This is a genomic window from Enterococcus sp. (genome assembly GCF_022711995.1).
GTDB lineage: Bacteria > Bacillota > Bacilli > Lactobacillales > Enterococcaceae > Enterococcus_D.
The window spans coordinates 15,048-35,840 of the sequence record NZ_JALAHI010000065.1 but is presented as its reverse complement, the minus strand read 5'-3'; the positions used below and the strand labels follow the sequence as shown (position 1 = coordinate 35,840).

General features: G+C 42.9%; 17 protein-coding genes. 3 read left to right on the top strand and 14 right to left on the bottom strand.

Translation table 11 applies throughout. The features are described from left to right. Nucleotides 1–33: 33 nt before the first annotated feature. The 8 genes from Q0A12_RS06560 to Q0A12_RS06525 all read right to left on the bottom strand — a co-directional run bounded on the left by Q0A12_RS06560 (nucleotide 34) and on the right by Q0A12_RS06525 (nucleotide 8,334). Nucleotides 34–357: a type II toxin-antitoxin system RelE/ParE family toxin gene (locus Q0A12_RS06560; protein ID WP_291291859.1), complete on the bottom strand. Its 324-nt coding sequence runs from the start codon at nucleotides 355–357 to the stop codon at nucleotides 34–36. A gap of 248 nt (nucleotides 358–605) precedes the next feature. Further along, nucleotides 606–2,210 carry a CTP synthase gene (locus tag Q0A12_RS06555; RefSeq protein ID WP_291291858.1) on the bottom strand — a complete coding sequence of 535 codons (1,605 nt, stop codon included), beginning with the start codon at nucleotides 2,208–2,210 and terminating at the stop codon, nucleotides 606–608. 537 nt (nucleotides 2,211–2,747) lie between these two features. Then, nucleotides 2,748–4,088 carry a type I glutamate--ammonia ligase gene (gene glnA / locus Q0A12_RS06550; RefSeq protein ID WP_291291857.1) on the bottom strand — a complete coding sequence of 447 codons (1,341 nt, stop codon included), beginning with the start codon at nucleotides 4,086–4,088 and terminating at the stop codon, nucleotides 2,748–2,750. Nucleotides 4,089–4,135: 47 nt separating this feature from the next. Next, nucleotides 4,136–4,516 carry a MerR family transcriptional regulator gene (locus Q0A12_RS06545; protein ID WP_003127364.1) on the bottom strand — a complete coding sequence of 127 codons (381 nt, stop codon included), beginning with the start codon at nucleotides 4,514–4,516 and terminating at the stop codon, nucleotides 4,136–4,138. A 250-nt stretch (nucleotides 4,517–4,766) separates the two neighbouring features. After that, nucleotides 4,767–6,005, bottom strand: coding sequence for a GTPase HflX (gene hflX, locus Q0A12_RS06540; RefSeq protein WP_291291856.1), 1,239 nt, complete (start codon nucleotides 6,003–6,005; stop codon nucleotides 4,767–4,769). After that, the gene (gene miaA, locus Q0A12_RS06535) at nucleotides 6,002–6,922 is read right to left on the bottom strand and encodes a tRNA (adenosine(37)-N6)-dimethylallyltransferase MiaA (protein ID WP_291291855.1); all 921 of its coding nucleotides are present in this window, start codon (nucleotides 6,920–6,922) and stop codon (nucleotides 6,002–6,004) included. Before miaA ends, hflX begins: the two co-directional genes overlap by 4 nt. Next, nucleotides 6,922–7,665, bottom strand: coding sequence for a glycerophosphodiester phosphodiesterase (locus Q0A12_RS06530; protein ID WP_291291854.1), 744 nt, complete (start codon nucleotides 7,663–7,665; stop codon nucleotides 6,922–6,924). Before Q0A12_RS06530 ends, miaA begins: the two co-directional genes overlap by 1 nt. A gap of 150 nt (nucleotides 7,666–7,815) precedes the next feature. Then, nucleotides 7,816–8,334 carry a hypothetical protein gene (locus tag Q0A12_RS06525; protein WP_291291853.1) on the bottom strand — a complete coding sequence of 173 codons (519 nt, stop codon included), beginning with the start codon at nucleotides 8,332–8,334 and terminating at the stop codon, nucleotides 7,816–7,818. Between the two features lie 179 nt (nucleotides 8,335–8,513). Here Q0A12_RS06525 and clpP point away from each other — a divergent pair, with 179 nt between their 5' ends. Then, on the top strand, nucleotides 8,514–9,104 hold the full coding sequence (gene clpP, locus Q0A12_RS06520) for an ATP-dependent Clp endopeptidase proteolytic subunit ClpP (RefSeq protein WP_003127359.1): 591 nt from the start codon (nucleotides 8,514–8,516) through the stop codon (nucleotides 9,102–9,104). 82 nt (nucleotides 9,105–9,186) lie between these two features. On the opposite strand, the gene Q0A12_RS06515 is transcribed toward clpP, so the two are convergent. The 3 genes from Q0A12_RS06515 to Q0A12_RS06505 form a co-directional block, all read right to left on the bottom strand. Further along, nucleotides 9,187–9,726 (bottom strand): gamma carbonic anhydrase family protein, encoded by a 540-nt coding sequence (locus tag Q0A12_RS06515; RefSeq protein ID WP_291291852.1) that lies wholly within the window; start codon nucleotides 9,724–9,726, stop codon nucleotides 9,187–9,189. Between the two features lie 385 nt (nucleotides 9,727–10,111). Further along, nucleotides 10,112–11,869, bottom strand: a complete 1,758-nt coding sequence (locus tag Q0A12_RS06510) for an ABC transporter ATP-binding protein (protein ID WP_291291851.1) — start codon at nucleotides 11,867–11,869, stop codon at nucleotides 10,112–10,114. Next, entirely contained in the window at nucleotides 11,866–13,599 is a 1,734-nt protein-coding gene (locus Q0A12_RS06505) for an ABC transporter ATP-binding protein (protein WP_291291850.1), read from the bottom strand. Before Q0A12_RS06505 ends, Q0A12_RS06510 begins: the two co-directional genes overlap by 4 nt. Nucleotides 13,600–14,003: 404 nt before the next feature. Between Q0A12_RS06505 and Q0A12_RS06500 the strand changes: the two genes are divergently transcribed. Both Q0A12_RS06500 and Q0A12_RS06495 read left to right on the top strand, forming a co-directional pair. Further along, the gene (locus Q0A12_RS06500; protein ID WP_291291849.1) at nucleotides 14,004–14,216 is read left to right on the top strand and encodes a DNA-directed RNA polymerase subunit epsilon; all 213 of its coding nucleotides are present in this window, start codon (nucleotides 14,004–14,006) and stop codon (nucleotides 14,214–14,216) included. Between the two features lie 2 nt (nucleotides 14,217–14,218). After that, nucleotides 14,219–15,898, top strand: a complete 1,680-nt coding sequence (locus Q0A12_RS06495; protein WP_291291848.1) for a ribonuclease J — start codon at nucleotides 14,219–14,221, stop codon at nucleotides 15,896–15,898. A 234-nt stretch (nucleotides 15,899–16,132) separates the two neighbouring features. Here the strand turns inward: Q0A12_RS06495 and Q0A12_RS06490 are convergent, their stop codons facing one another. From Q0A12_RS06490 to Q0A12_RS06480, 3 genes are read right to left on the bottom strand one after another with little or no spacing between them, the layout of a single operon-like run. Beyond that, a complete protein-coding gene (locus Q0A12_RS06490) occupies nucleotides 16,133–19,189 on the bottom strand; it encodes an alpha-mannosidase (RefSeq protein ID WP_291291847.1) in 3,057 nt (1,018 codons plus the stop codon). 56 nt (nucleotides 19,190–19,245) lie between these two features. Beyond that, the gene (locus Q0A12_RS06485; RefSeq protein WP_291291846.1) at nucleotides 19,246–19,377 is read right to left on the bottom strand and encodes a hypothetical protein; all 132 of its coding nucleotides are present in this window, start codon (nucleotides 19,375–19,377) and stop codon (nucleotides 19,246–19,248) included. Further along, complete coding sequence (locus tag Q0A12_RS06480) at nucleotides 19,374–20,780, bottom strand: extracellular solute-binding protein (protein WP_291291845.1); 1,407 nt, start codon at nucleotides 20,778–20,780, stop codon at nucleotides 19,374–19,376. The genes Q0A12_RS06485 and Q0A12_RS06480 overlap by 4 nt, the downstream gene beginning before the upstream one ends. Between the last annotated feature and the right edge of the window lie 13 nt (nucleotides 20,781–20,793).

Sequence of the window (20,793 nt, the reverse complement as noted above, 5' to 3'; positions counted from 1 at the left end):
GTATTTTAGGGTTAGCGCAAGTAATGTTTTTGCTTAATAACTATCTCTAAGTTTTTTAGCTTTTGCTATTTCTTTTGTTGGCGTTTTACTTGTTTTCTTTTTAAATCCATGTGTAATATAGTACTTATTATCCTTTATTTGGAAGTAGATTCCCCTTAAAAAAGATTCGTTTGTCCTTGTTCTAATCTCATACAAATTATCTTCAAGCTTCTTTACCCATTGCTGTCGAGCAGCTGTCTGTACACCTACTTCTTCAATCTTCTTAATCATAGCAACAAGTTTTACCTTATCTATCCTATTAAGTGAATTTAAAAACTGGTCAAATTCTTTGCCCCAATCGAATTCTGTGCTATGCACTACCCACAACCTCCTAACTCTATTATATAGCGAATACGCTATATGAACAACGAGAAACTTCTCTTATCAAGAGTAAATACTGAAAAAATGTTTATCACAACTAAATTCTGCTCAAGTTTGACTTGGCGAGGATTAGTTGAAACTCGTATTTTATTCGAACCCACAATATCTGTTCTCTAGAAAGATCTGTGGAGTAAAGCATAAAAAAACCAGCTCAACGGCTGGTTTTTAATCTGTTACTATATGTGTTACCCACGATTGTCTAGTGATGCGCCAACAAATGCTTTGATCAATCGTTGTGGACGTGTTGGTCGTGAAATCAATTCTGGATGGAATTGGCAACCAACAAAGAATTTGTTTTCTGGAATCTCAACGATTTCAACTAAGCGATTGTCTGGTGAAACACCTGAGAAGACCATGCCTTCTGCTTCAAAGATTTCGCGGTATTTATTATTGAATTCATAGCGGTGACGATGACGTTCTTGTACGACTTCTTCTCCTTCATAGGCTTCTGCTGTTTTTGTTCCTTTTTTAACTTTACATGGATACAAGCCTAAACGCAGGGTACCGCCTAAGTTTTCAATGTTTTCTTGATCTGCCATCAAGTCAATAATGTTGTTCGCTGTATCTGGATCAGTTTCTGCTGAATTCGCATTTTCCAGTCCAACGACATTACGGGCAAATTCCACACAAGCCATTTGCATACCCAAGCAGATACCCAAGAAAGGCACATCGTTTTCACGAGCATAGCGAATCGCTTCGATCTTGCCTTCGATGCCGCGATCGCCAAAACCGCCGGGAACCAAGATACCGTCAGCATCCTTCAAGTATTCATCAACATTGTCTTTCGTCAGTTCATGGGCTTTGATCCAATCGATCGTAATGTCGGCATCATAAGCAAATCCAGAATGTTTCAATGCTTCAACCACTGACAGATAGGCATCTGGCAATTCCACGTACTTCCCTACCAATGCAATACGGACATTCTTCTTCAAGTTCAATACTTTTTCCTCTAATGCTTGCCATTCTGTCATATCAGCTACTGGCGCATTCAATTTCAAGTGATCGCAAACGATTTGGTCCATGCCTTGTGCTTGCAATGCCAATGGAATCGAATAAAGTGTTTCCACGTCCCGGGATTCAATGACTGCTTCTGGTGCAACATCACAGAATTGAGCCAATTTATTTTTTGTTGATTGAGACACAGGTTGTTCGGTCCGAACCACTAGGATATTTGGTTGGATACCCAATCCCCGCAACTCTTTTACACTATGTTGTGTTGGTTTGGTTTTCATTTCGCCGGCTGCCTTCAAGTAGGGAATCAACGTTGTATGAATGTACATCACATTGTCTGAACCAACGTCAGCTTTCATTTGGCGCAACGCTTCTAGAAACGGCAACGACTCGATGTCCCCAACGGTTCCGCCGACTTCAGTGATAATGACATCAGAATCAGTCATTTTTGCCGCCCGCATGATTTTTTCTTTGATTTCATTGGTGATGTGCGGAATCACTTGGACAGTTGCTCCTAAGTATTCCCCTTTACGTTCTTTGCGCAAAACTTCTGAATAGATTTTTCCAGTCGTTACATTTGAGTATTTGTTCAAGTTGATGTCGATGAAACGTTCATAATGGCCTAAGTCCAAATCTGTTTCTGCCCCATCATCGGTCACGAATACCTCACCATGTTGGTATGGACTCATCGTTCCTGGATCAACATTGATATAAGGATCAAACTTTTGGATCGTTACTTTCAAGCCACGATTTTTCAACAAGCGTCCTAATGATGCTGCCACAATACCTTTTCCGATTGAAGAAACCACACCGCCGGTTACAAAAATATATTTTGTCATAAACTGAAAAACTCCTTTTAAACTATTTTGCAGGATCAGCACTTAGAAAATAAGAAAAGCTCCCTATCCATAAATGAATAGGGAGCGAAAATTCTAAATAACTTTCTGACTCTTTTTCAAGAGTGCCCAAACAGAATGATACAATCTTGCCTAGTAAAAGTCAAGCAAACTTTTTGCGAATTCTTTTTGGATACGAATACATGAAAAACTGCTCACTTCTCTGAACATTCACAAATTACTAATCTTCTTTCTTACTTTCTTAATGGATTCTTTGGGTCTACTTGTCATAATGATTCTTGTAGAGGAAGCTTGGTGCTTTACTTGTTTTGTTACAAATGATCAGAAATCAATTTCTTATCATTTTTGCGAAAACAAGGTGCAGGTTCGATTCCTGTCTTCTACTTTGAATAGATGACAGAACAAACCCGCTAGATTGGTTTTCTCTAGCGGGTTTGTTGGGTCATTGCCACGACTGACTAATAGTATCAGGACAATGATGCATCTGTTTCAGACATGGATAAACGTCGTACTGCTTGATTAATACAATTCCAAATATTGCTCGCGTTCCCACTCGGAAACGGTTTGTCGGAAGGCTGCCCATTCCAAGCGTTTGGCTTCGACAAAGTTCGCAAAAATGTGTTTGCCTAATGCATCGATCATCACGTCATCTTTACGCAATTCTTTGATTGCATTGTGAATCGTTGATGGCAGATCTTCGATTTGTGCTTCTGCACGCTCTTCTTCATTCATCACATAAATGTTGCGGTCCACTGCAGGTGGCGGTGTCAACTCGCGACGGATACCATCTAGTCCAGCTTGTAGTAAAACAGCCATTGCCAAGTATGGGTTTGCGGATGGATCAACGGAACGCAATTCTAACCGGGTTGACAGTCCACGAGATTCAGGCACACGAATCAGTGGAGAGCGGTTGCGACCTGACCAGGCAACGTAAACCGGTGCTTCATAGCCAGGAACCAAACGTTTGTAAGAATTGACTGTTGGGTTGCAGACTGCGGTATACGCACGAGCATGTTCAATCAAACCTGCTAGGAAATGATACGCCGTTTGGCTTAATTGCATTGGTCCTTCTTCATCAAAGAAGACATTGTCTTTTCCATTGAACAAGGACATATTACAGTGCATACCTGACCCATTGATACCATATAATGGTTTTGGCATAAATGTCGCGTGCAAGCCGTGTTTGCGGGCGATGGTTTTCACGACTAATTTGAAAGTTTGGATATTGTCGCAGGCTTCTACTGCATCGGCGTATTTGAAGTCGATTTCGTGTTGTCCTGGTGCTACTTCGTGGTGGGAGGCTTCCACTTCAAAACCAAGGCTTTCTAATTCCAATACGATATCGCGGCGGCAGTTTTCACCTAAGTCAGTCGGTGCAAAATCAAAGTAGCCGCCTTTATCATTTAGGTCTGTTGTGATTTCGCCATCTTCATCTAGTTTAAAAAGGAAAAATTCTGGTTCAGGTCCAAGGTTGAAAGAAGTAAATCCTAGAGATTTCATATCTGATAGGGCCCGTTTTAAATTGCCGCGAGGATCACCAGCAAATGGTGTACCATCAGGGTTGTAGATATCACAAATCAAACGCGCGACTTTGCCGTGTTCACTTTCCCATGGGAAAATCATCCAAGTAGATAAATCTGGGTAAAGGTACATATCACTTTCTTCAATTCGAACAAATCCTTCAATAGAAGAACCGTCGAACATCATTTTGTTCTCAAGCACTTTTTCTAATTGGCTAACTGGTACTTCCACATTTTTGATCGTCCCCAAGATGTCTGTAAACATCAAGCGTAAAAAGCGGACATTTTCATCTTTAACGATTTGTTTGATATCTTCGGCAGTTCTTTCAATTTTTGGCATAATATTCCCTTCCTTTGACCTTTATTCTTGCGTATCGCAACATCGGTCTACATCAGCGGACCTTTTTGTTGGAATGGCTGTTGTTGATTCAGACCACCTTGCGCTAGGAGTTCGTCATAAAAAATTCGGCGAACATCTTCGTCAGTCAGTGGCGGTTTGTTCTTTGCTTCTTGCTCTTTGGCAATCTTCATCTCGTAAACACGTTTGATCCCGGCCATATTCAGACCATCTGATAGATAGTCTTTGATTTCCAATAGCGTATCGATATCATTTAATGAATACATCCGTCGATTACCATCACTGCGTTCCGGATGGATCAGTTCTTGTTCTTCATAATAACGAATTTGACGAGCCGTCAGATCCGTTAATTTCATCACTGTTCCAATCGGAAAGACAGACATCGAACGCCGCAATTCTTTTTCCCGCATAACGTGGCGCCTCCCTCATTTAGATGATCCTGTATTACTTAATTGAAACTATACCAATTGTTTTTTCAGCTGTCAACCCTCCATGTAAGAAAAAGTGACATAGAACCTTTTTTTCTATTCAACAGAAAAACTATTGATGTATCGCACTTTTAGCAGCTGACTTTCTAACTTTTTTCTAGGAAAAAAGCAAAAAAAGCTGCGGCAGGGAAAGAAATTCCCTGTACACAGCTTTGACCATTCATTTTTTTAATCACTCTTCATTTGTTTGCTGCAGACCGGCAACCCCAGGTAAAGCGAACCCTTTCAAATGATAGGTTTGATCTTCTTCATTGAAGTCATTGGCAAGCAACAGCGTTTCTTTCTTTAAACGGTTCAGGCGTTTGCCTTCATCGGCAGCCAAAACCGTTTGATAGGGCTGCATGATTTCCATCAATTCCATTTTGATTGCTTGGATCAGTTGTTCTTTTCCTTTGCTACTCTTGGCAGAAATTAAAACATTCGGGAACAATGTCGGCACAAATTGCTCTGGATCAATGCGATCGGCTTTGTTATAGATTGTCAGCACCGGTAGTTGGGTCAATGATAATTCTTCCATCAATGCTAAAACTGTTTTTTCTTGCTGCTGCCGATCAGCAGAACCTGCATCCACCACATGCAGCAACAGATCCATGTTCTGGCTCTCTTCTAGCGTTGAATGAAAGGCATCGATCAGTTGCGTCGGCAATTCCTGAATAAAACCGACCGTATCGGTCACTGTCACTTCCAACCCTTCTGGCAGCCGCCAGCGTTTGGTCAATGGATCCAATGTTGCAAACAGTTGATCTTGTTCATAGGTATCCGCACTGGTCAATAAATTCAAAATCGTTGATTTTCCAGCATTGGTATAGCCGATCAAACCAATCTGAAAGACTTGACTATCGCGGCGTTTTTGCCGAGTCCGATCACGGTGAGCAGCGACTTCCTTCAATTCCCGTTTAATGATTGTGATCCGGTTGCGGATATGGCGGCGATCCGTTTCCAGCTTGGTTTCTCCTGGTCCTCTCGTTCCGATACCGCCCCCTAATCGAGACATATTTTTCCCTTGTCCGATCAAACGAGGAAGCAAGTAGTCTAATTGAGCTAGCTCTACTTGCAGTTTTCCTTCCTTCGAGCGCGCCCGCATCGCAAAGATATCTAAAATCAATTGGACCCGGTCAATGACTGGTGCTCCTAATTCTTCACCGATCAACTGACTTTGTCGCGGTGTCAGTTCATGATTGAAAATCACTAAATCAGCTTCATGGGCATCCACTAGCTGTTGTAGTTCAGCCAATTTCCCCTTGCCTATCACTGTTTGCCGATCCACTTGCGGGCGTTTTTGGATCAGTGAAAAAATCACCTCTCCGTTTGCTGTTTTGGTCAAACTTTTTAGTTCATTCATTGAGGAAGCAAATGTTGAATAATTCCGTTCTGTTTCTACTCCAACAAGGATTACACGTTCTTGGGTCATTCCTTCTCCTCCAACCATTGGTCGATCGCTTTTTCTATCCTAGACAAGTCCTCAGGATGTTGGACAAGATCGACCCAATTAGGGTTGAGACGATTCTTGAACCAAGTCAGTTGCCGTTTGGCATACCTGCGAGACTGTTGCTTGATTTGTGCGACCGTTTCTTCTAGTGAACACTCACCCGCAAAATAAGGGCCAAATTCTTTGTAGCCGATTCCTTTTGCTGCCTGAGTCTGAGGCTGAGCCAGTACCTGCTGTGCTTCAGAAATCAGCCCCGCAGCCATCATTTGATCCACTCGTTGATTAATCCGCTGATACAACAATTCTCGTTCTGTGGAAAGTCCGATCATGAAGTAATCATACAATGCTTCAGGAACAACCGCGGGGGCAGCGATACTTGTTCCTGTTGTCTCAAGAACTTCCAGCGCCCGAATCACTTTCCGTTCATTGTTGTAGTGAATCTTTGTAGCCGCTAAAGGGTCTAGCGCATGCAACTTTTGCCAGAGGGCCTCTTTGCCAATTCTTGCCGCTTCTTGCTGGTAGCGCTGTCGCACAGCTGGATCACTTTCCTCATTGGCGCCTAACTGGTAATCATAGAGCAATGCCTGAATATATAAACCGGTCCCCCCTGCTACGATAGGCAGATGCCCTCGTTGGTGGATTGCCGTAATCAACTGGCGAGCTTCGTTTTGAAATTCTGCCACAGAATAGGATTCATGGCTATCACGAATATCGATCAGATGATGAGGGATCCCCTGCATTTCCTCAGTGGTTACCTTGGCTGTTCCAATATCTAAGCCACGATAGATCTGCATGGAGTCGCCACTGATTACTTCTCCCTGATACTTTTTCGCCAATTCGATACTTAATGCTGTTTTTCCAACTGCTGTTGGGCCAACGATAACGATCACTTTTTCCATCAATGGCCTTCCTCCTGAACCTGCCTTTGGACTTCCCGGACTCGTTCAGGAAAATTGGTGATAATCCCTGTGACCCCTACTGTAAGACAGTGACGAATTTCCGCTTCTGTATTAACAGTCCAAGGACGGATGGCAATCGGATAATCCGCGATCTGGTCTGCATGGGCTTTGACCCACTCATAAGCAGGATGAAGCCCTTCGATATAAGGGCGCGCCAATGCCAATGGCGGTTTCTCTTCCGATTTCCCCATAATAAAGTCAAAAGTGGCTTGCGGTTCAATGGCATACAATCGATCCAATGTATCAATATTGAATGAACAATACCAATGTGTAAAGGGCCAAGTTTGACTAGCTAACAGCTTCGCTACTTTCTCTTCGATTCCTTGATAGTCGTAATGATCGGTTTTCAATTCAATCGTTAAAATACCACGATAATTCTTTGCGGCTAAAAGATCGAGGACTTCCTTCAACGTTGGCACTTTTGTAGCTGCATAATCATCTGAGAACCAGCTGCCGGCATTCAATTCTTTTAGTTCTGCCAGCGTTTTGTCACAAATTCGGCCTTTGCCGTTCGTGGTGCGATCGACTGTCTCATCATGCATCACGATCAAGTGGTCATCCTTTGATAAATGAACGTCCAATTCAATGATGTCAGCTTTGACTCGAACAGCCTCCGCAAAAGCTGGTAATGTATTCTCCGGACGGACACCGCTACTGCCACGGTGGGCAACAATTTGTACCATTTGTTTCACTCCAATCTTTTTCTATTTTACCATGGAACCGTAAAGAACCAAACCACCACCCATTTGCCTTTTTTCTAAGAAGCGGCAGGACTTGCTTTTTTCCAGCGACACAAAAAAACCCGCTGCTGCGGGAATTTTCATTTGATTTAGCTATAGTGTTTTTGAAAAATAAGTCAATGGTTCATTGGTCAAATTCTTCATCTGCGTTTTGCGCTCATTGACCATCTCTGTCAGTGTATCCAAGAAGTTTTCCATGATGACCCGACCGCCTTTATAGGTGTAACCGCCAATCTTCACCGTTTCTTCCGGTGAAAGGATCACTCTGCGAGTACCGATTTTTTTGAAGAATTCTTCTAAAAAATAATTCGGCAGATAAAAATTGTTTTGAGCGGCAAAAGACTGCAAATACGCAAAATCATCAATCGTTATATAACAGTCATCGAAAGCATCGAAACTGACATATTCGTCCATCAAGATCACTCGTTTTTGTAAAATCTCACTGATTTTACGGTTTAATTGAAGCAATGTTTCGATTTCTTTGACTTTATGTTCCAACAACCGTCGCCGTTTTTCTTTTTGTTCATCATAACGAATTCTCAAGTTAAAGATGATCGTTACTAATAAGGCGCCTACTAACACGCCGATAAAACCTGCAATTGCTACTGCCATTTTCTCCTGACCCTTTCATGCTTACTTTCTCTTTATTGTATCATAATTTAAAAGAGAGGCAAAAAAGATAACGAACTTTTCATTTGACCTTTATTGACCTATTGGGTATACTTACTTTTAGATATTGCAAAAACTTTGTGCTAAACTATATCTATATCGATTTTTAGGAGGACTAAAAAATGAATTTAATTCCTACAGTCATTGAACAATCATCTCGTGGCGAAAGAGCCTACGACATCTACTCTCGTCTATTAAAAGACCGAATCATCATGTTAAGTGGTCAAGTAACGGATGACTTAGCAAATTCGATCATCGCCCAACTTTTATTCTTGGATGCACAGGATTCTGAAAAAGATATTTACTTGTACATCAACTCACCCGGCGGAAGCGTAACAGCTGGATTAGCAATCTTTGATACCATGAACTTTATCAAAGCAGACGTACAAACGATCGTTATGGGGATGGCTGCTTCAATGGGTTCATTCTTATTGACAGCTGGCGAAAAAGGCAAACGCTTTGCATTGCCAAACGCTGAAATCATGATTCACCAACCATTAGGTGGCGCCCAAGGACAAGCGACAGAAATCGAAATCGCGGCTCGTCACATTTTGCAAACCCGCGAACGCTTAAACAAAATCTTGTCTGAACGGACAGGCCAACCAATCGAAGTCATCGAAAAAGACACAGACCGTGATAACTTCATGACTGCTCAAGAAGCCAAAGATTACGGCTTGATCGACGAGATCATGGAATCAAACAGCTTAAAATAATTCATCCATCAAAAAACCAGTGTGCTGAAGCACGCTGGTTTTTTTTCGGCATTAATCGAGGTCGGATCGACTTCGCTTGCCATTAATAAACATATTTCCCGTGCAAATAGTCTTTTCCCAAGGAAACATAATGGGCGATGTTGGCTTTATTGTTGGCAATTTCTTCTTCTGTCAAGGGACGAATCACTTTTGCAGGTCGTCCAAAAGCCAAGACATTTTGGGGAATGACCGTTCCTTGAGTGACTAAAGAACCGGCGCCAATCAAACTATTTTCACCGATAACCGCATGGTTCAAGACGATAGAACTCATTCCGATCAATGCTCCTTTTTCAATCTTACAGCCATGGAGCATACATTGGTGACCGACTGTCACATCTTCCGCAATGATAGTAGGTGCATCATGATCCACGTGAATGATCGTCCCGTCCTGAATATTGGTCCGCTCACCCACCCGAATAGAATTGGCATCCCCTCGCAACACTGCTTGAAACCAAACTGTCGCCTCACTGCCGATGGTGACATCCCCGACAACGGTCGCATTAGGCGCAATAAAATTTTTCACGCCGGCAGTCTCTTCCTTTGTTTGATTCTTTTGGCTATTTTCACTATCCACTATCCCCATTGTTACACTCCTTTACCATTTTTCTTTCTCTACTATACCATTATAACCATTAAACCATGAAAATCCCCTGACTCAGTCCGCAAAAAGACAGCGGCGATCTGCCAAGGGATTCCTGCAAAAAAGGACTGTGCCATAAGTCTCCTACAAGTAACACTGTCCGAACTGCTCCTGCGGTGCAGGGACTCCTCGTCGCAAATGTCAGAGGAATCTACCGCAATAGCATATGATTCGGTTTCACTTGTTGGATGATGACTTATGTCACAGTCCCTACTATTGCTCCTGCGGTGCAGGGACTCCTCGTCGCAAATGTCAGAGGAATCTATCGCAATAGCATATGATTCGGTTTCACTTGTTGGATGATGACTTATGTCATAGTCCCTTTTCGTTATTCTGCTTCTTCTGAAAACTGGCTTTGATAAAGCTGACTATAAAAACCACCAGCTGCTAAGAGTGTTTCATGATTGCCTTTTTCAATGATTGATCCTTGATCCATAACTAAGATCAAATCGGCTTCTCGAATTGTCGATAACCGGTGGGCAATAACGAAACTGGTTCGTCCTTCCATCACTTTGTCCATCGCTTTTTGAATCAATGCTTCCAATCGTGTATCTACGGAGCTGGTTGCTTCATCCAAAATCAAGATTTTCGGATTAGAGATGATTGCTCGGGCAATCGTCAAGAGTTGTTTTTGACCAAGGGAGATATTATCCCCTTCGGAATTGATAAACATCTCATACCCGTCAGGCATCGTCCGGATGAAATGATCCACATTGGCTGTTTTAGCAGCATCCACCACTTCATAATCGGTTGCATCTAACTTACCAAAGCGAATATTATCTCCAATGGTTCCTTCATACAACCAAGCATCTTGCAGCACCATGCCGAATAACGAACGGACATCGCTACGGGCCATTTTCTTCGTATCGATGCCATCGATCTTGATCGCCCCTTCGTTAACGTCGTAGAAACGCATCAACAAATTGATCAATGTGGTTTTTCCGGCTCCTGTAGGACCGACGATCGCTACCGTCTGACCTGCTTTGACTTCAAAATTCAAATCTTTGATCAACGGTTTTTTCGGATCATAGGCAAAACCAACATGTTCAAATTGAACATCCCCATGAAATTCCGCTGGCAATGGAATATCGGTTTGATTGACTGGTTCTTCCGGTTCATCCAAAATCTCAAAAACCCGTTTTGCTGCTGCGGAAGCACTTTGCAAGACAGAAGACAACTGGGTAATGTTCCCCATTGGCTGACTGACTTGCCAAATGTATTGGATGAAGGCTTGCAGCTGCCCTACCACGATCACACCACCGATAACATAGAAACTTCCCATAACTGCCATAGCAATATACGTAAAGTAGGCGGTCATTTGAACTAGCGGCATCATCAATCCCGAGACGAAAGCCGAACGAAAGCCATAATAGCGCAGTTGGTGATTGACTTTTTTAAAGCCCTCTAGTGTTTGTTTTTCTCGTCCATAGACTTTCAGCACACTAAACCCGGTCATATTTTCCTGCACATATCCGTTTAGATCTCCCAATGCATTTTGCATCCCTTGGAAGTCTTTTTGCGATTTCTTAACGATAGTCCGCGAAATAATCAATGACGTTGGAATCATGATCAATGCGATCAACGCCATGAATGAATTGATATAAAACATCATCGCTACCGCCATGATGATCCCTAGAAAGGCATTGACGATCCCGATCAAGGCTTGTTGCATCGCACCGCTGACTGCATCCACATCGTTCGTTACCCGTGACAAAATATTTCCTTGCTGATTTTTGTCAAAATATGAAACAGGCAAGCGGTTGATCTTTTCTTCAATATCTTGCCGCAGATCACGCATCGCCGATTGAACGACAGTTGTGATCAAAAGTCCAGACATCAACTGTGAGAAACAATAGCCCACACCGACAACGGTGATCCAGATCAAACAAACGATGATGTAATCAAAATTCAGCGGTTCTCCCGCTGCAATATTCCGACTGATCTCTGTTGTAGGCAATCCGGACACATACGGCAGTGCCGCATTAAAGCCAACCGTTGCGACAGTAAAAAGTAAGACTAAAATAAAAGAGACTTTGTAGGGTTTGATGTAGCGCCCTAACCGTTTTAAAGAAGAGAATGCTTTCATTGTGCCAACTCCTCCTCTGATAATTGTGATGCTGCAATGTCGTAATAAACCGAACAATTTTTCAGCAATTCTTTGTGGGTACCGATCCCCACCACATCGCCTTCATTCAGCACGATGATTTTATCCGCATGCATGATCGTTCCCACCCGTTGGGCCACGATCAAGACCGTTGAGTCGGTCGTTTCTTTTTTCAAACGCGCCCGTAATTTGGCATCGGTTTGATAGTCTAGCGCCGAGAAACTGTCATCAAAAATATAGATTTCCGGACGACGAATCACCGCCCGGGCAATTGCCAAACGCTGTTTCTGTCCGCCAGAAAAGTTCGTTCCCCCTTCTGACAAGCGCGCATCAAAGCCATCCGGAGTTTTGGCAATAAAATCCGCCGCTTGAGCGATCTCAACTGCCCGCTCCAAATCCGCTTGAGTGGCATCTTCTTTACCATAGCGTAGATTTTCTGCAATCGTTCCAGTAAATAACAGCGCTTTTTGAGGAATAAAACCAATCTTATTTCTCAAAGCAGACAAACTGTACTCTTTGACATCGATCCCATCAACCAACACTTGCCCTTTTGTGACATCGTAAAAACGCGGAATCAATTGGATCAATGTTGACTTCCCGCTTCCGGTACTACCAATAAATGCCACTGTCTCACCAGGAGAAGCCGTAAAACTAACGTTGCGGATCACGGGGCTTTCTGCGTGTCCCGGATAAGCAAAGGTCACATTTTTAAATTCCACATATCCTTTGGTCTTGCCTTCTGTTACGGGTTGTTCGGCTTCCACAATTTCGGAAGTCATATCTAACGCTTCCTGAATTCGTCGTGCCGATACTGCTGCGCGAGGATACATGGTAAAGACCGTCGCAAACAGCATGAATGAGAACAGAGCGTGGAAGATATATTCGATAAAGGCAATCAAATCACCGACTTGCAGCTGCCCATTTTCGATTTGAACACTTCCTGACCAAATGATCAATACCATTACGATATTAAAGAGAAAGAAGAATCCCGGCTGTGCCGTTGCCATCAACCGGAACAAGCTGCGTGAGCTTGATGCATAAGCCTGATTGACTTTGCTAAAGCGTTTTTCTTCAAATTTCTCATTGACGAACGCACGAATCACTCGTAAGCCAGACAAATTTTCTCGTAAAATACCATTGATTTTATCTAGATTCGATTGTTGTTTATTGGACAAAGGCTCCGAAATCTTAGCGATAGCTACGACAGCGATCAACAAGATTGGGAGTGCCCCTAATACATACATCCCTAATTTAGTGCTTGTCCGCATAACCATGTATAAACTAACCGCAAACATCATCGGCGTCATCAATCCGATCCGCAGAATATTCTGCATAAACAACATGATTTGGTAAGCATCATTGGTTACTCGAGTGATCAATGACGAAACACCGATTTTTTCATATTCCGTATGGGAATAACCTTGCACCTTTTCAAAAAGATCATCTCGAATATCGGCTACGATATTCGTTGTGATCCGTGAAGTAAAATACCCCAACAAAATATTCATTGCAATCCCCGTCAACGTAATGACAAGCATGACGATTCCCATTTTCCATATGTACTCGCGATCGCCGTTTCGAATCCCAACATCGATCATACGAGCTAACAATGTGGGTAATCCTAGTTCAATCAAAATAAATCCAAACACACAAATGAAATTAAAAACCAACAGTTTTTTATTGCGCATTGTATAATGCCACATTAATTTCAAAAAAGTCCCTCCTTTTTTACACATTACTTTTACTATATCATAGTACGTTTTATCAAGTAACCCACTTTCCAAAGAAAAAAAGGGCTGTATTTTAAGCATTTTTTTAAGGATAAAACAGGGAAGCCCTTCCAAATCAACTAGTTTCTATACTTATTTTCTTTTCTATGATAAACTGATACTACTTGTAATGAAGCGATTTACAAAACCCGGTGAATTTTTTACGACAACATTTGGAAAGCAAAGACGAGGCTTTCTCTTTTTTCTCACAACGATTGTCTGGAAAAAGCATGCAGCGGTCACTATTGACCCCCACTTTTCAGGTCGCTTACCTTGGACCTTGATTTTGTGATGCACCGAATCGAACCACTATAAACTACTGCATTGGCAGATAAAGGAGAATTTGTATGATTTACAAAGTTTATTATCAAGAAACAAAAGACCGCAACCCAAAAAGAGAACAAACCCATTCCCTGTACATTGACGCAGAAAACGCGGTTGCTGCACGTCGTACAGTCGAACAAAACACCCCATATAACATCGAGTTTATCCAAGAACTTGACGAAAAACATCTTGCGTATGAAAAAGAGAACGCTGATTTCAAATTAGCGGAGTTTTAATAATGAAAGTCTCTCTAAAAAATAATGAAACCGGCGTATTTGGCGTCGGCGGACTGGGCGAGATTGGAAAAAACTGTTATGGGGTTCAATTTCAAGACGAAATCATCTTGATTGATGCCGGGATCAAATTCCCGGAAGATGAATTGCTTGGGATCGACTATGTGATTTCCGATTATAGCTACATTGTCCAAAATATAACAAAAGTTAAAGGATTGATCATCACCCATGGTCACGAAGATCATATCGGTGGTATTCCTTATCTTTTGCGAGAAGCAAATATTCCTATCTATGCCGGTCCACTCGCATTGGCATTGATCACCAATAAGTTGGATGAGCATGGATTATTGCGAGATGCTACATTAAACGAAATCAATGAAGATACTGTGATTCGTTTCCGTAAAACATCGGTCAGCTTTTTCCGTACGACCCACAGTATTCCAGATGCATTAGGCGTCGTTGTGAAAACACCTTCGGGAAATATCGTTGCCACTGGTGACTTTAAGTTTGATTTCACCCCTGTAGGTGAACCAGCCAACTTGCATAAAATGGCCAAAATCGGTGAAGAAGGCGTCCTTTGCTTACTTTCCGATAGTACCAACGCTGAGATCCCGACCTTTACGAAATCAGAAAAAACCATCGGTAGTTCGATTCGTAAGATTTTTGAAAAAATCGAAGGCCGGATCATCTTTGCCAGCTTCGCTTCCAATATCTTCCGTTTGCAACAAGCAGCAGATGCTGCGGTTGCCACAGGACGTAAGATTGCTGTCTTCGGTCGAAGTATGGAAAATGCGATCGTTAATGGCCAACGCTTAGGCTATATCAAAGTTCCAGACGGTACATTCGTCGAATCTCACGAGATCAATCGCTTACCAGCTAATGAAACCATGATCCTATGTACTGGTTCTCAAGGAGAACCAATGGCCGCCCTTAGCCGAATCGCTAACGGTACCCACCGACAAATTCAGATTCATCCAGATGATACGGTCATTTTCTCTAGTTCACCGATCCCTGGAAATACGACCAGTGTCAACCACTTGATCAACTTGCTATTAGAAGCAGGCGCACATGTGATCCATGGGAAATTGAATAATATTCATACCTCGGGACACGGTGGTCAAGAAGAACAAAAACTGATGCTTCGTTTGATGAAGCCTAAATTCTTTATGCCGGTCCATGGTGAATTCAGAATGTTGAACATCCATACCCAACTGGCACAAGACGTCGGAGTTCCAAAGGAAAATTGTTTCATTATGGAAAATGGCGACATGTTAGCATTGACCGCAGATTCTGCACGACGAGCAGGTCATTTCAATGCTGGTGATGTCTATGTTGATGGTAGTGGAATTGGCGACATCGGTAACGTTGTCTTGCGTGACCGTCGTATCTTATCAGAAGAAGGCTTAGTGCTAGCCGTAGCCACCGTCGACTTGACAAAAAAAGAAGTCTTGGCAGGACCAGACATTCTTTCCCGTGGTTTCGTCTATATGCGTGAATCCGGTGAGATGATCAATGAAGCGCAACAGATTCTTTTCCGCGCATTAAGAGAAGTCTTGAACCAGCCAGATCCAAGCGAACATAAAATGCGAGAAGCCATGTCCGCTGCTTTGCAACCCTTCTTATTTGAAAAAACAGAACGTCACCCAATGATCCTTTCAATGATCATGACACCTGACGACATCTAACAAAAAACTCGACCAAACCGCAGTGGGTTTGGCCGAGTTTTTTTGCTTTTCATCCTATTGACCTCAGGTTTGAGACTCTCTTCTTTCGCAAATGGATGTCAGGCAATCGGGATTGTCTCTTGCCACAGCTATTTAAAACTACTTTGGAAGCTTAGCTATATTGGAGGCTATATTAAAAACTGTCTTAAAAACGATCTAAGAAGTGTTCTCACCGATACATCTCTGGAGAACTATCTACTTTTCGCTAAGCACCAGTTTAATGGTTTTAACTTCATATGGATGCAATGAAAATGCGATTGGCTCCGCTTTTAACTCTTCGCTAGCTTCTTCCATCATGTTGGTCTCTTGCCAGTGAATTTTGCCAGCTCCATGATAGCGAATGGTAATGTCGCGATCGCTCCCTAAGTGGTCATAGCAACGGAAGATCCACCCGCTTTGATCTTCCGCTAACTTCAAAGCGTCGATTATCACACTTTCATCAGCCTCGATTTCAAGAGGAATACTTGCCATCTCTGTTTGAAGTTGACTCAATGGTGCATTGATCTCCCAAGCTTCTTCCATCACCTGACCGGTTGCAAAATCTCCTTGATGCGGAAATAGGCTGTAGGTAAACGTGTGGGAACCAAGATCTGCCTGAGGATCCGGGTAGATGGCTCCTTTTAATAAAGATAATCGCAGCTGATTGCCTTTGATATCGTAGCCGTATTTGCAATCATTCAAAAGAGCCACTCCATAATCCTGTTGTGCAATATCTGCCCACTGATGACCTACTGTCTCAAATTTGGCGATATCCCAGCTCGTATTCCAGTGAGTTGGACGCTTCACATTCCCATGCTGAATATCAAAAACAGCTTCCGTCGCACGAATATTGACATCAAATTTCACTTTCAACAATTGCTGGCGTTCTTGCCAATCCACCGTGGTAACAAAATCGATGCGTTTCGTATGAGCATAGAAATAGATTTTTTGTAAAATAGTTGACTGCCCAAAAGTGACTTGCTGTTCTAAGACAGTAAACAAAGGATTGTTCGCGATGACTTGAATGCCTGCACTGATCAGCTCCGTGCCTTTTTCTTGATAGAAAAGATCAATATCCCATGCATCAAAATTCAATGGTTTGTCTTCAAATAATTGAAAGACATTCCCTGTTCCAGCAAGAACTTCTCGTTGTGCAGATTTGTCATAGATTCGGGTCAAATGCCCCGCCTCATTCCATTGGACTTGATAAAACGGAGTCTCGAGTCGGTCTTTTTTGCTAACAGACACTGTTTCCAATGGCAACCCACAAATACAATCCGGCAAAAGACTTGCTTGGAATGCGGGCAAATGGACCAGAGCGTAATAAGAACCCTCGAAGAAAACTTGCTGCCCAGGTACCGTGCCCGGTGCTACTGCGATGATGCTTGTTCGTTGCCAAGCGGCTGTATTGATGATACGTAATTGTTGTTTTTCTGACTCAAGAGCAGTTGTCAGAGCATGAAGCTGCTTTTGACAAGCAAGTGCCTCGTTCCGATAATCTTGATAGACTTCTTTGATGGAAGAGCCCGGGATAATGTCATGAAATTGATTCTTCAAGACGTTTTTCCAAAACTTTTCGAATACTGCAGTTGGATAAGCCGTTCCTGCTGTCATAGACTGAAGACTGTACAAACATTCAAGCTCCCGCAAGCGCAATTCAAACCAGCGATTCATTTTCTTGATAAAGGCCTGCGAAGTATAGGTACCGCGATGGTACTCCAAATACAGTTCCCCATCCCAGATTGGCAGATCATTCGGATTTTGGTCGACAGTTTCATGCAACTCTTCAAAAAAGTCAGCAGCTCGACCAGTTTTAAGCATCGGTAATCCCGGGATTTCGGCCATCTTTCTGCGGTTTTCCAACATTTCTCGGGTGACACCTCCGCCGCCATCTCCATGTCCATAGGAAATCAATAGGTTTTGATTCAATGCTTTATTCTGATAGCTGCGATATACTCCTAGGACCGTCTCCGGGTTCAACAACCCATTACATGTGTAAAACCAATTGGATTTTTCCGTCCAGCTGCCACCACCGGGAACGGGCGTCGTGATGAAATGCGTCAAGATTTCAGAGCCATCGATCCCTTTCCAAAGAAAGGTATCATTTGGCATGCGATTGTATTGGTTCCAACTTATTTTTGTCGTCATAAAGGTATTGATTCCGCTTTTCTTCAAAATCTGCGGCAACGCCCATGAATACCCAAAAACATCCGGCAACCAAAGATAGGTGCTTTCTTGCCCAAATTCCTCGCGGATAAACTTCTTGCCGTAGAGAATCTGGCGGATAAGGGATTCGCCACTAGGCAAATTACAATCTGCTTCGACCCACATAGCGCCATCTACTTCCCAGCGGCCTTCTGCGATCCGTTGTTTGATTTGCGCATATAATTCAGGATAATCCTCTTTGATATATTGGTAAATTTGCGGCTGAGTCTGAAGGAACACATACTCCGGGTATTCCTTCATCAATTTCAAAACTGTAGAAAAGCTGCGGGCCGCCTTTTCCCGGGTGTGCTTCAACTGCCAGAGCCACGCAAGATCAATGTGGGTGTGTCCAATTGCCGTGACTTGAACCAAGTCACTTTTGGGAAGTGCTTGCAACGCTTCTTTTAGAAAAAGATGTGCTTCCCGCAAGCTATCATAAAACTGCGGTGATCCTTTTTCTCGCCAATCGATCCGTTGAAACGAACCATTCAACATCTTGAGTAACCGAAACTTTCGGTCATGGTCCTCTGCTAATTGTTGGATCGTTTCTGCTATCATTTTAGAAAGATAAAAATAATTGTTGGCATCTTCATCCAAATAGCCGACAAATGCATCTTTCAGTTCATGGGTCAGTTGCCGCTCTTCGCCACCGCCTTCAAGTCCAGACCATAACTTTAGCGCCACAGTTACTTCTTTTCCTAAATGTGCAGGTTCTAATAGAAATTCTTTGTGATTGGCATCGATTCCCTGAACAGGGACACTATCTATAAATAAAAGTGATTCAAAACCAGAGTTATTGCCGCCACCAGTTTTTCCAAAATCAAAATACAGTATATTCATCTCCGAGGGAATGGTGACTTTCGCTTGAAGCCATAAATAGCGATCCCTTCCTTGCCACATTTCCCCTATGTGCATGACTTGTTCAGTTGAAAAGAGTGGCGGATATTTTTCACCTTTGGTCTGGTCCTTGACAAACCATTGCTGGATCTGACGCTTGTTTCGATACCTAAATGGTTCGATCTCTTGAATGCGGCGTTTGATTTTTGCTTCTTGCATAAAATAATCCATTTTGTTCTGCTCCTTTGGCGTTCATTAGGTTCTCCTTCTGCTTATTCGCACCTAAGTTAGTCTTGATTAAAACGTTCAAATTGTTGCCGACGGATCTCTAACAATCGCTGAGCACCGATGCGATCCAATTGCTGGACATAGTTGTCCCAATCCTTTTCAAAGTTCCATTCACCTGTGACAAATTTCACCCGCGATTGTTCGACATGCGTGGAGATATCTGTAACGATCGTTGACAATTCTGCTGCTTCTGCTTCCGTTGCCATAAATGTCGGCAGCATATACTCCGGCATATATTCTTCTTTGGTATCATCATAGACAGCCGGTTCTTTACCAAATGCTCGATCTCTTGATCCAATTCCGCATAAGGGAAATACCCTCCATAGACATTGTCGACCCATTGGAAAGCCCCAAGTTGCGGACCATTTTGATAATTCAAGATTTCGTCGATATAGACCATGTGCCCATCTTCATCAACTTCATAGGTCACTCCTTCTTCACCTAAATAAGCAAAAATTTGCCCTTCCGGACTATAGAAGTAATCCACCCACTCAAGAAGCAATCCTGGATCCGCTGCATCCTTCGTAATAATAAATGCAGAAGTGCCAGAAACTGGCGGTTCCGTATAAAGTGTTTTGTCGCCATAAGGTCCTTCAATGACATTGATCGGTGTATAGGTCTCCGGTCCAAATGGGCCAATGAAATCAGGATCGACCCACTGGAAGAGCCCCACTTTGTCTTGGGCAGCATCCGCTCGCCATTTGTCATCATCCACTCCGGCAAAGGATTGTTTTGCAACTAATCCTTCTGCATACAACTCTCTTAGGTACATCCAGACTTCCCGCATCCGTTCATGGTTGATGGTCAACTGTAATTGCCCCGCTTCATCCACAAACAGCATATTCCCCATCGCCTGTCTGCCGCCTGTTCCCAATCCATAGGAAGCCATCAAGACCTTTTCCAGGCCGCCGGCTAACCAACCACTTGGCATATAATACCCTTCTCGCCCTTCCCCGCTCGCTACAAAAGCAGCTAGAACCTCTTTCAGTTCCTCTGTTGTACGAGGCACATCCAAGGACAATTCATCCAGCCAATTTTGATTGATATACAGTCGAACCGTTCGCCCGCCGCTCATTGGATCCAAAGACATATACGGCAGCGAGTACATATGACCATCCGGTGCTGTTAACGTCTTTTTGACAATTGGATTTTCATCTAAGATTTTTTGCAGATTCGGTGCATGTTCGGCAATCAGATCTTCTAATGGAATGAACAATCCCTGCTGTCCGTATTTCACGATTTCATCATTGCTCCAGCCAGTCTGATAAAAAGCATCAGGCAGCTTTCCTGATAGAATCAAATTCTTCTTTTCCCCAAATTCTTTTACTTCTTCCCACTGTACCTTGATTCCTGACTTCTTCTCGTATTCTTGCCACATCCAAAGATCTTCACTTTTCGGTCGCACATCGGTAAAATCATTCCTCATCAAATGGATCGATTTTACATCCTCCGCTACTTTCTCATTAGGACTCGATTGACAAGCAGCCAACAGCCAGACGAAAGGCAACAAAAACAGCAGTACTCCTTTTTTCATACAGTTCTCTCCT

What these genes read in the sequence shown, in the direction of transcription:
- Q0A12_RS06515 (WP_291291852.1), bottom strand. Translation starts at nt 9,726, where the DNA reads ATGGGGATAGTGGATAGTGAAAATAGCCAAAAGAATCAAACAAAGGAA.
- Q0A12_RS06510 (WP_291291851.1), bottom strand. Translation starts at nt 11,869, where the DNA reads ATGAAAGCATTCTCTTCTTTAAAACGGTTAGGGCGCTACATCAAACCC.
- clpP (WP_003127359.1), top strand. Translation starts at nt 8,514, where the DNA reads ATGAATTTAATTCCTACAGTCATTGAACAATCATCTCGTGGCGAAAGA.
- Q0A12_RS06525 (WP_291291853.1), bottom strand. Translation starts at nt 8,334, where the DNA reads ATGGCAGTAGCAATTGCAGGTTTTATCGGCGTGTTAGTAGGCGCCTTA.
- hflX (WP_291291856.1), bottom strand. Translation starts at nt 6,005, where the DNA reads ATGACCCAAGAACGTGTAATCCTTGTTGGAGTAGAAACAGAACGGAAT.
- Q0A12_RS06545 (WP_003127364.1), bottom strand. Translation starts at nt 4,516, where the DNA reads ATGCGGGAAAAAGAATTGCGGCGTTCGATGTCTGTCTTTCCGATTGGA.
- Q0A12_RS06555 (WP_291291858.1), bottom strand. Translation starts at nt 2,210, where the DNA reads ATGACAAAATATATTTTTGTAACCGGCGGTGTGGTTTCTTCAATCGGA.
- glnA (WP_291291857.1), bottom strand. Translation starts at nt 4,088, where the DNA reads ATGCCAAAAATTGAAAGAACTGCCGAAGATATCAAACAAATCGTTAAA.
- miaA (WP_291291855.1), bottom strand. Translation starts at nt 6,922, where the DNA reads ATGGAAAAAGTGATCGTTATCGTTGGCCCAACAGCAGTTGGAAAAACA.
- Q0A12_RS06500 (WP_291291849.1), top strand. Translation starts at nt 14,004, where the DNA reads ATGATTTACAAAGTTTATTATCAAGAAACAAAAGACCGCAACCCAAAA.
- Q0A12_RS06530 (WP_291291854.1), bottom strand. Translation starts at nt 7,665, where the DNA reads ATGGTACAAATTGTTGCCCACCGTGGCAGTAGCGGTGTCCGTCCGGAG.
- Q0A12_RS06490 (WP_291291847.1), bottom strand. Translation starts at nt 19,189, where the DNA reads ATGGATTATTTTATGCAAGAAGCAAAAATCAAACGCCGCATTCAAGAG.
- Q0A12_RS06480 (WP_291291845.1), bottom strand. Translation starts at nt 20,780, where the DNA reads ATGAAAAAAGGAGTACTGCTGTTTTTGTTGCCTTTCGTCTGGCTGTTG.
- Q0A12_RS06495 (WP_291291848.1), top strand. Translation starts at nt 14,219, where the DNA reads ATGAAAGTCTCTCTAAAAAATAATGAAACCGGCGTATTTGGCGTCGGC.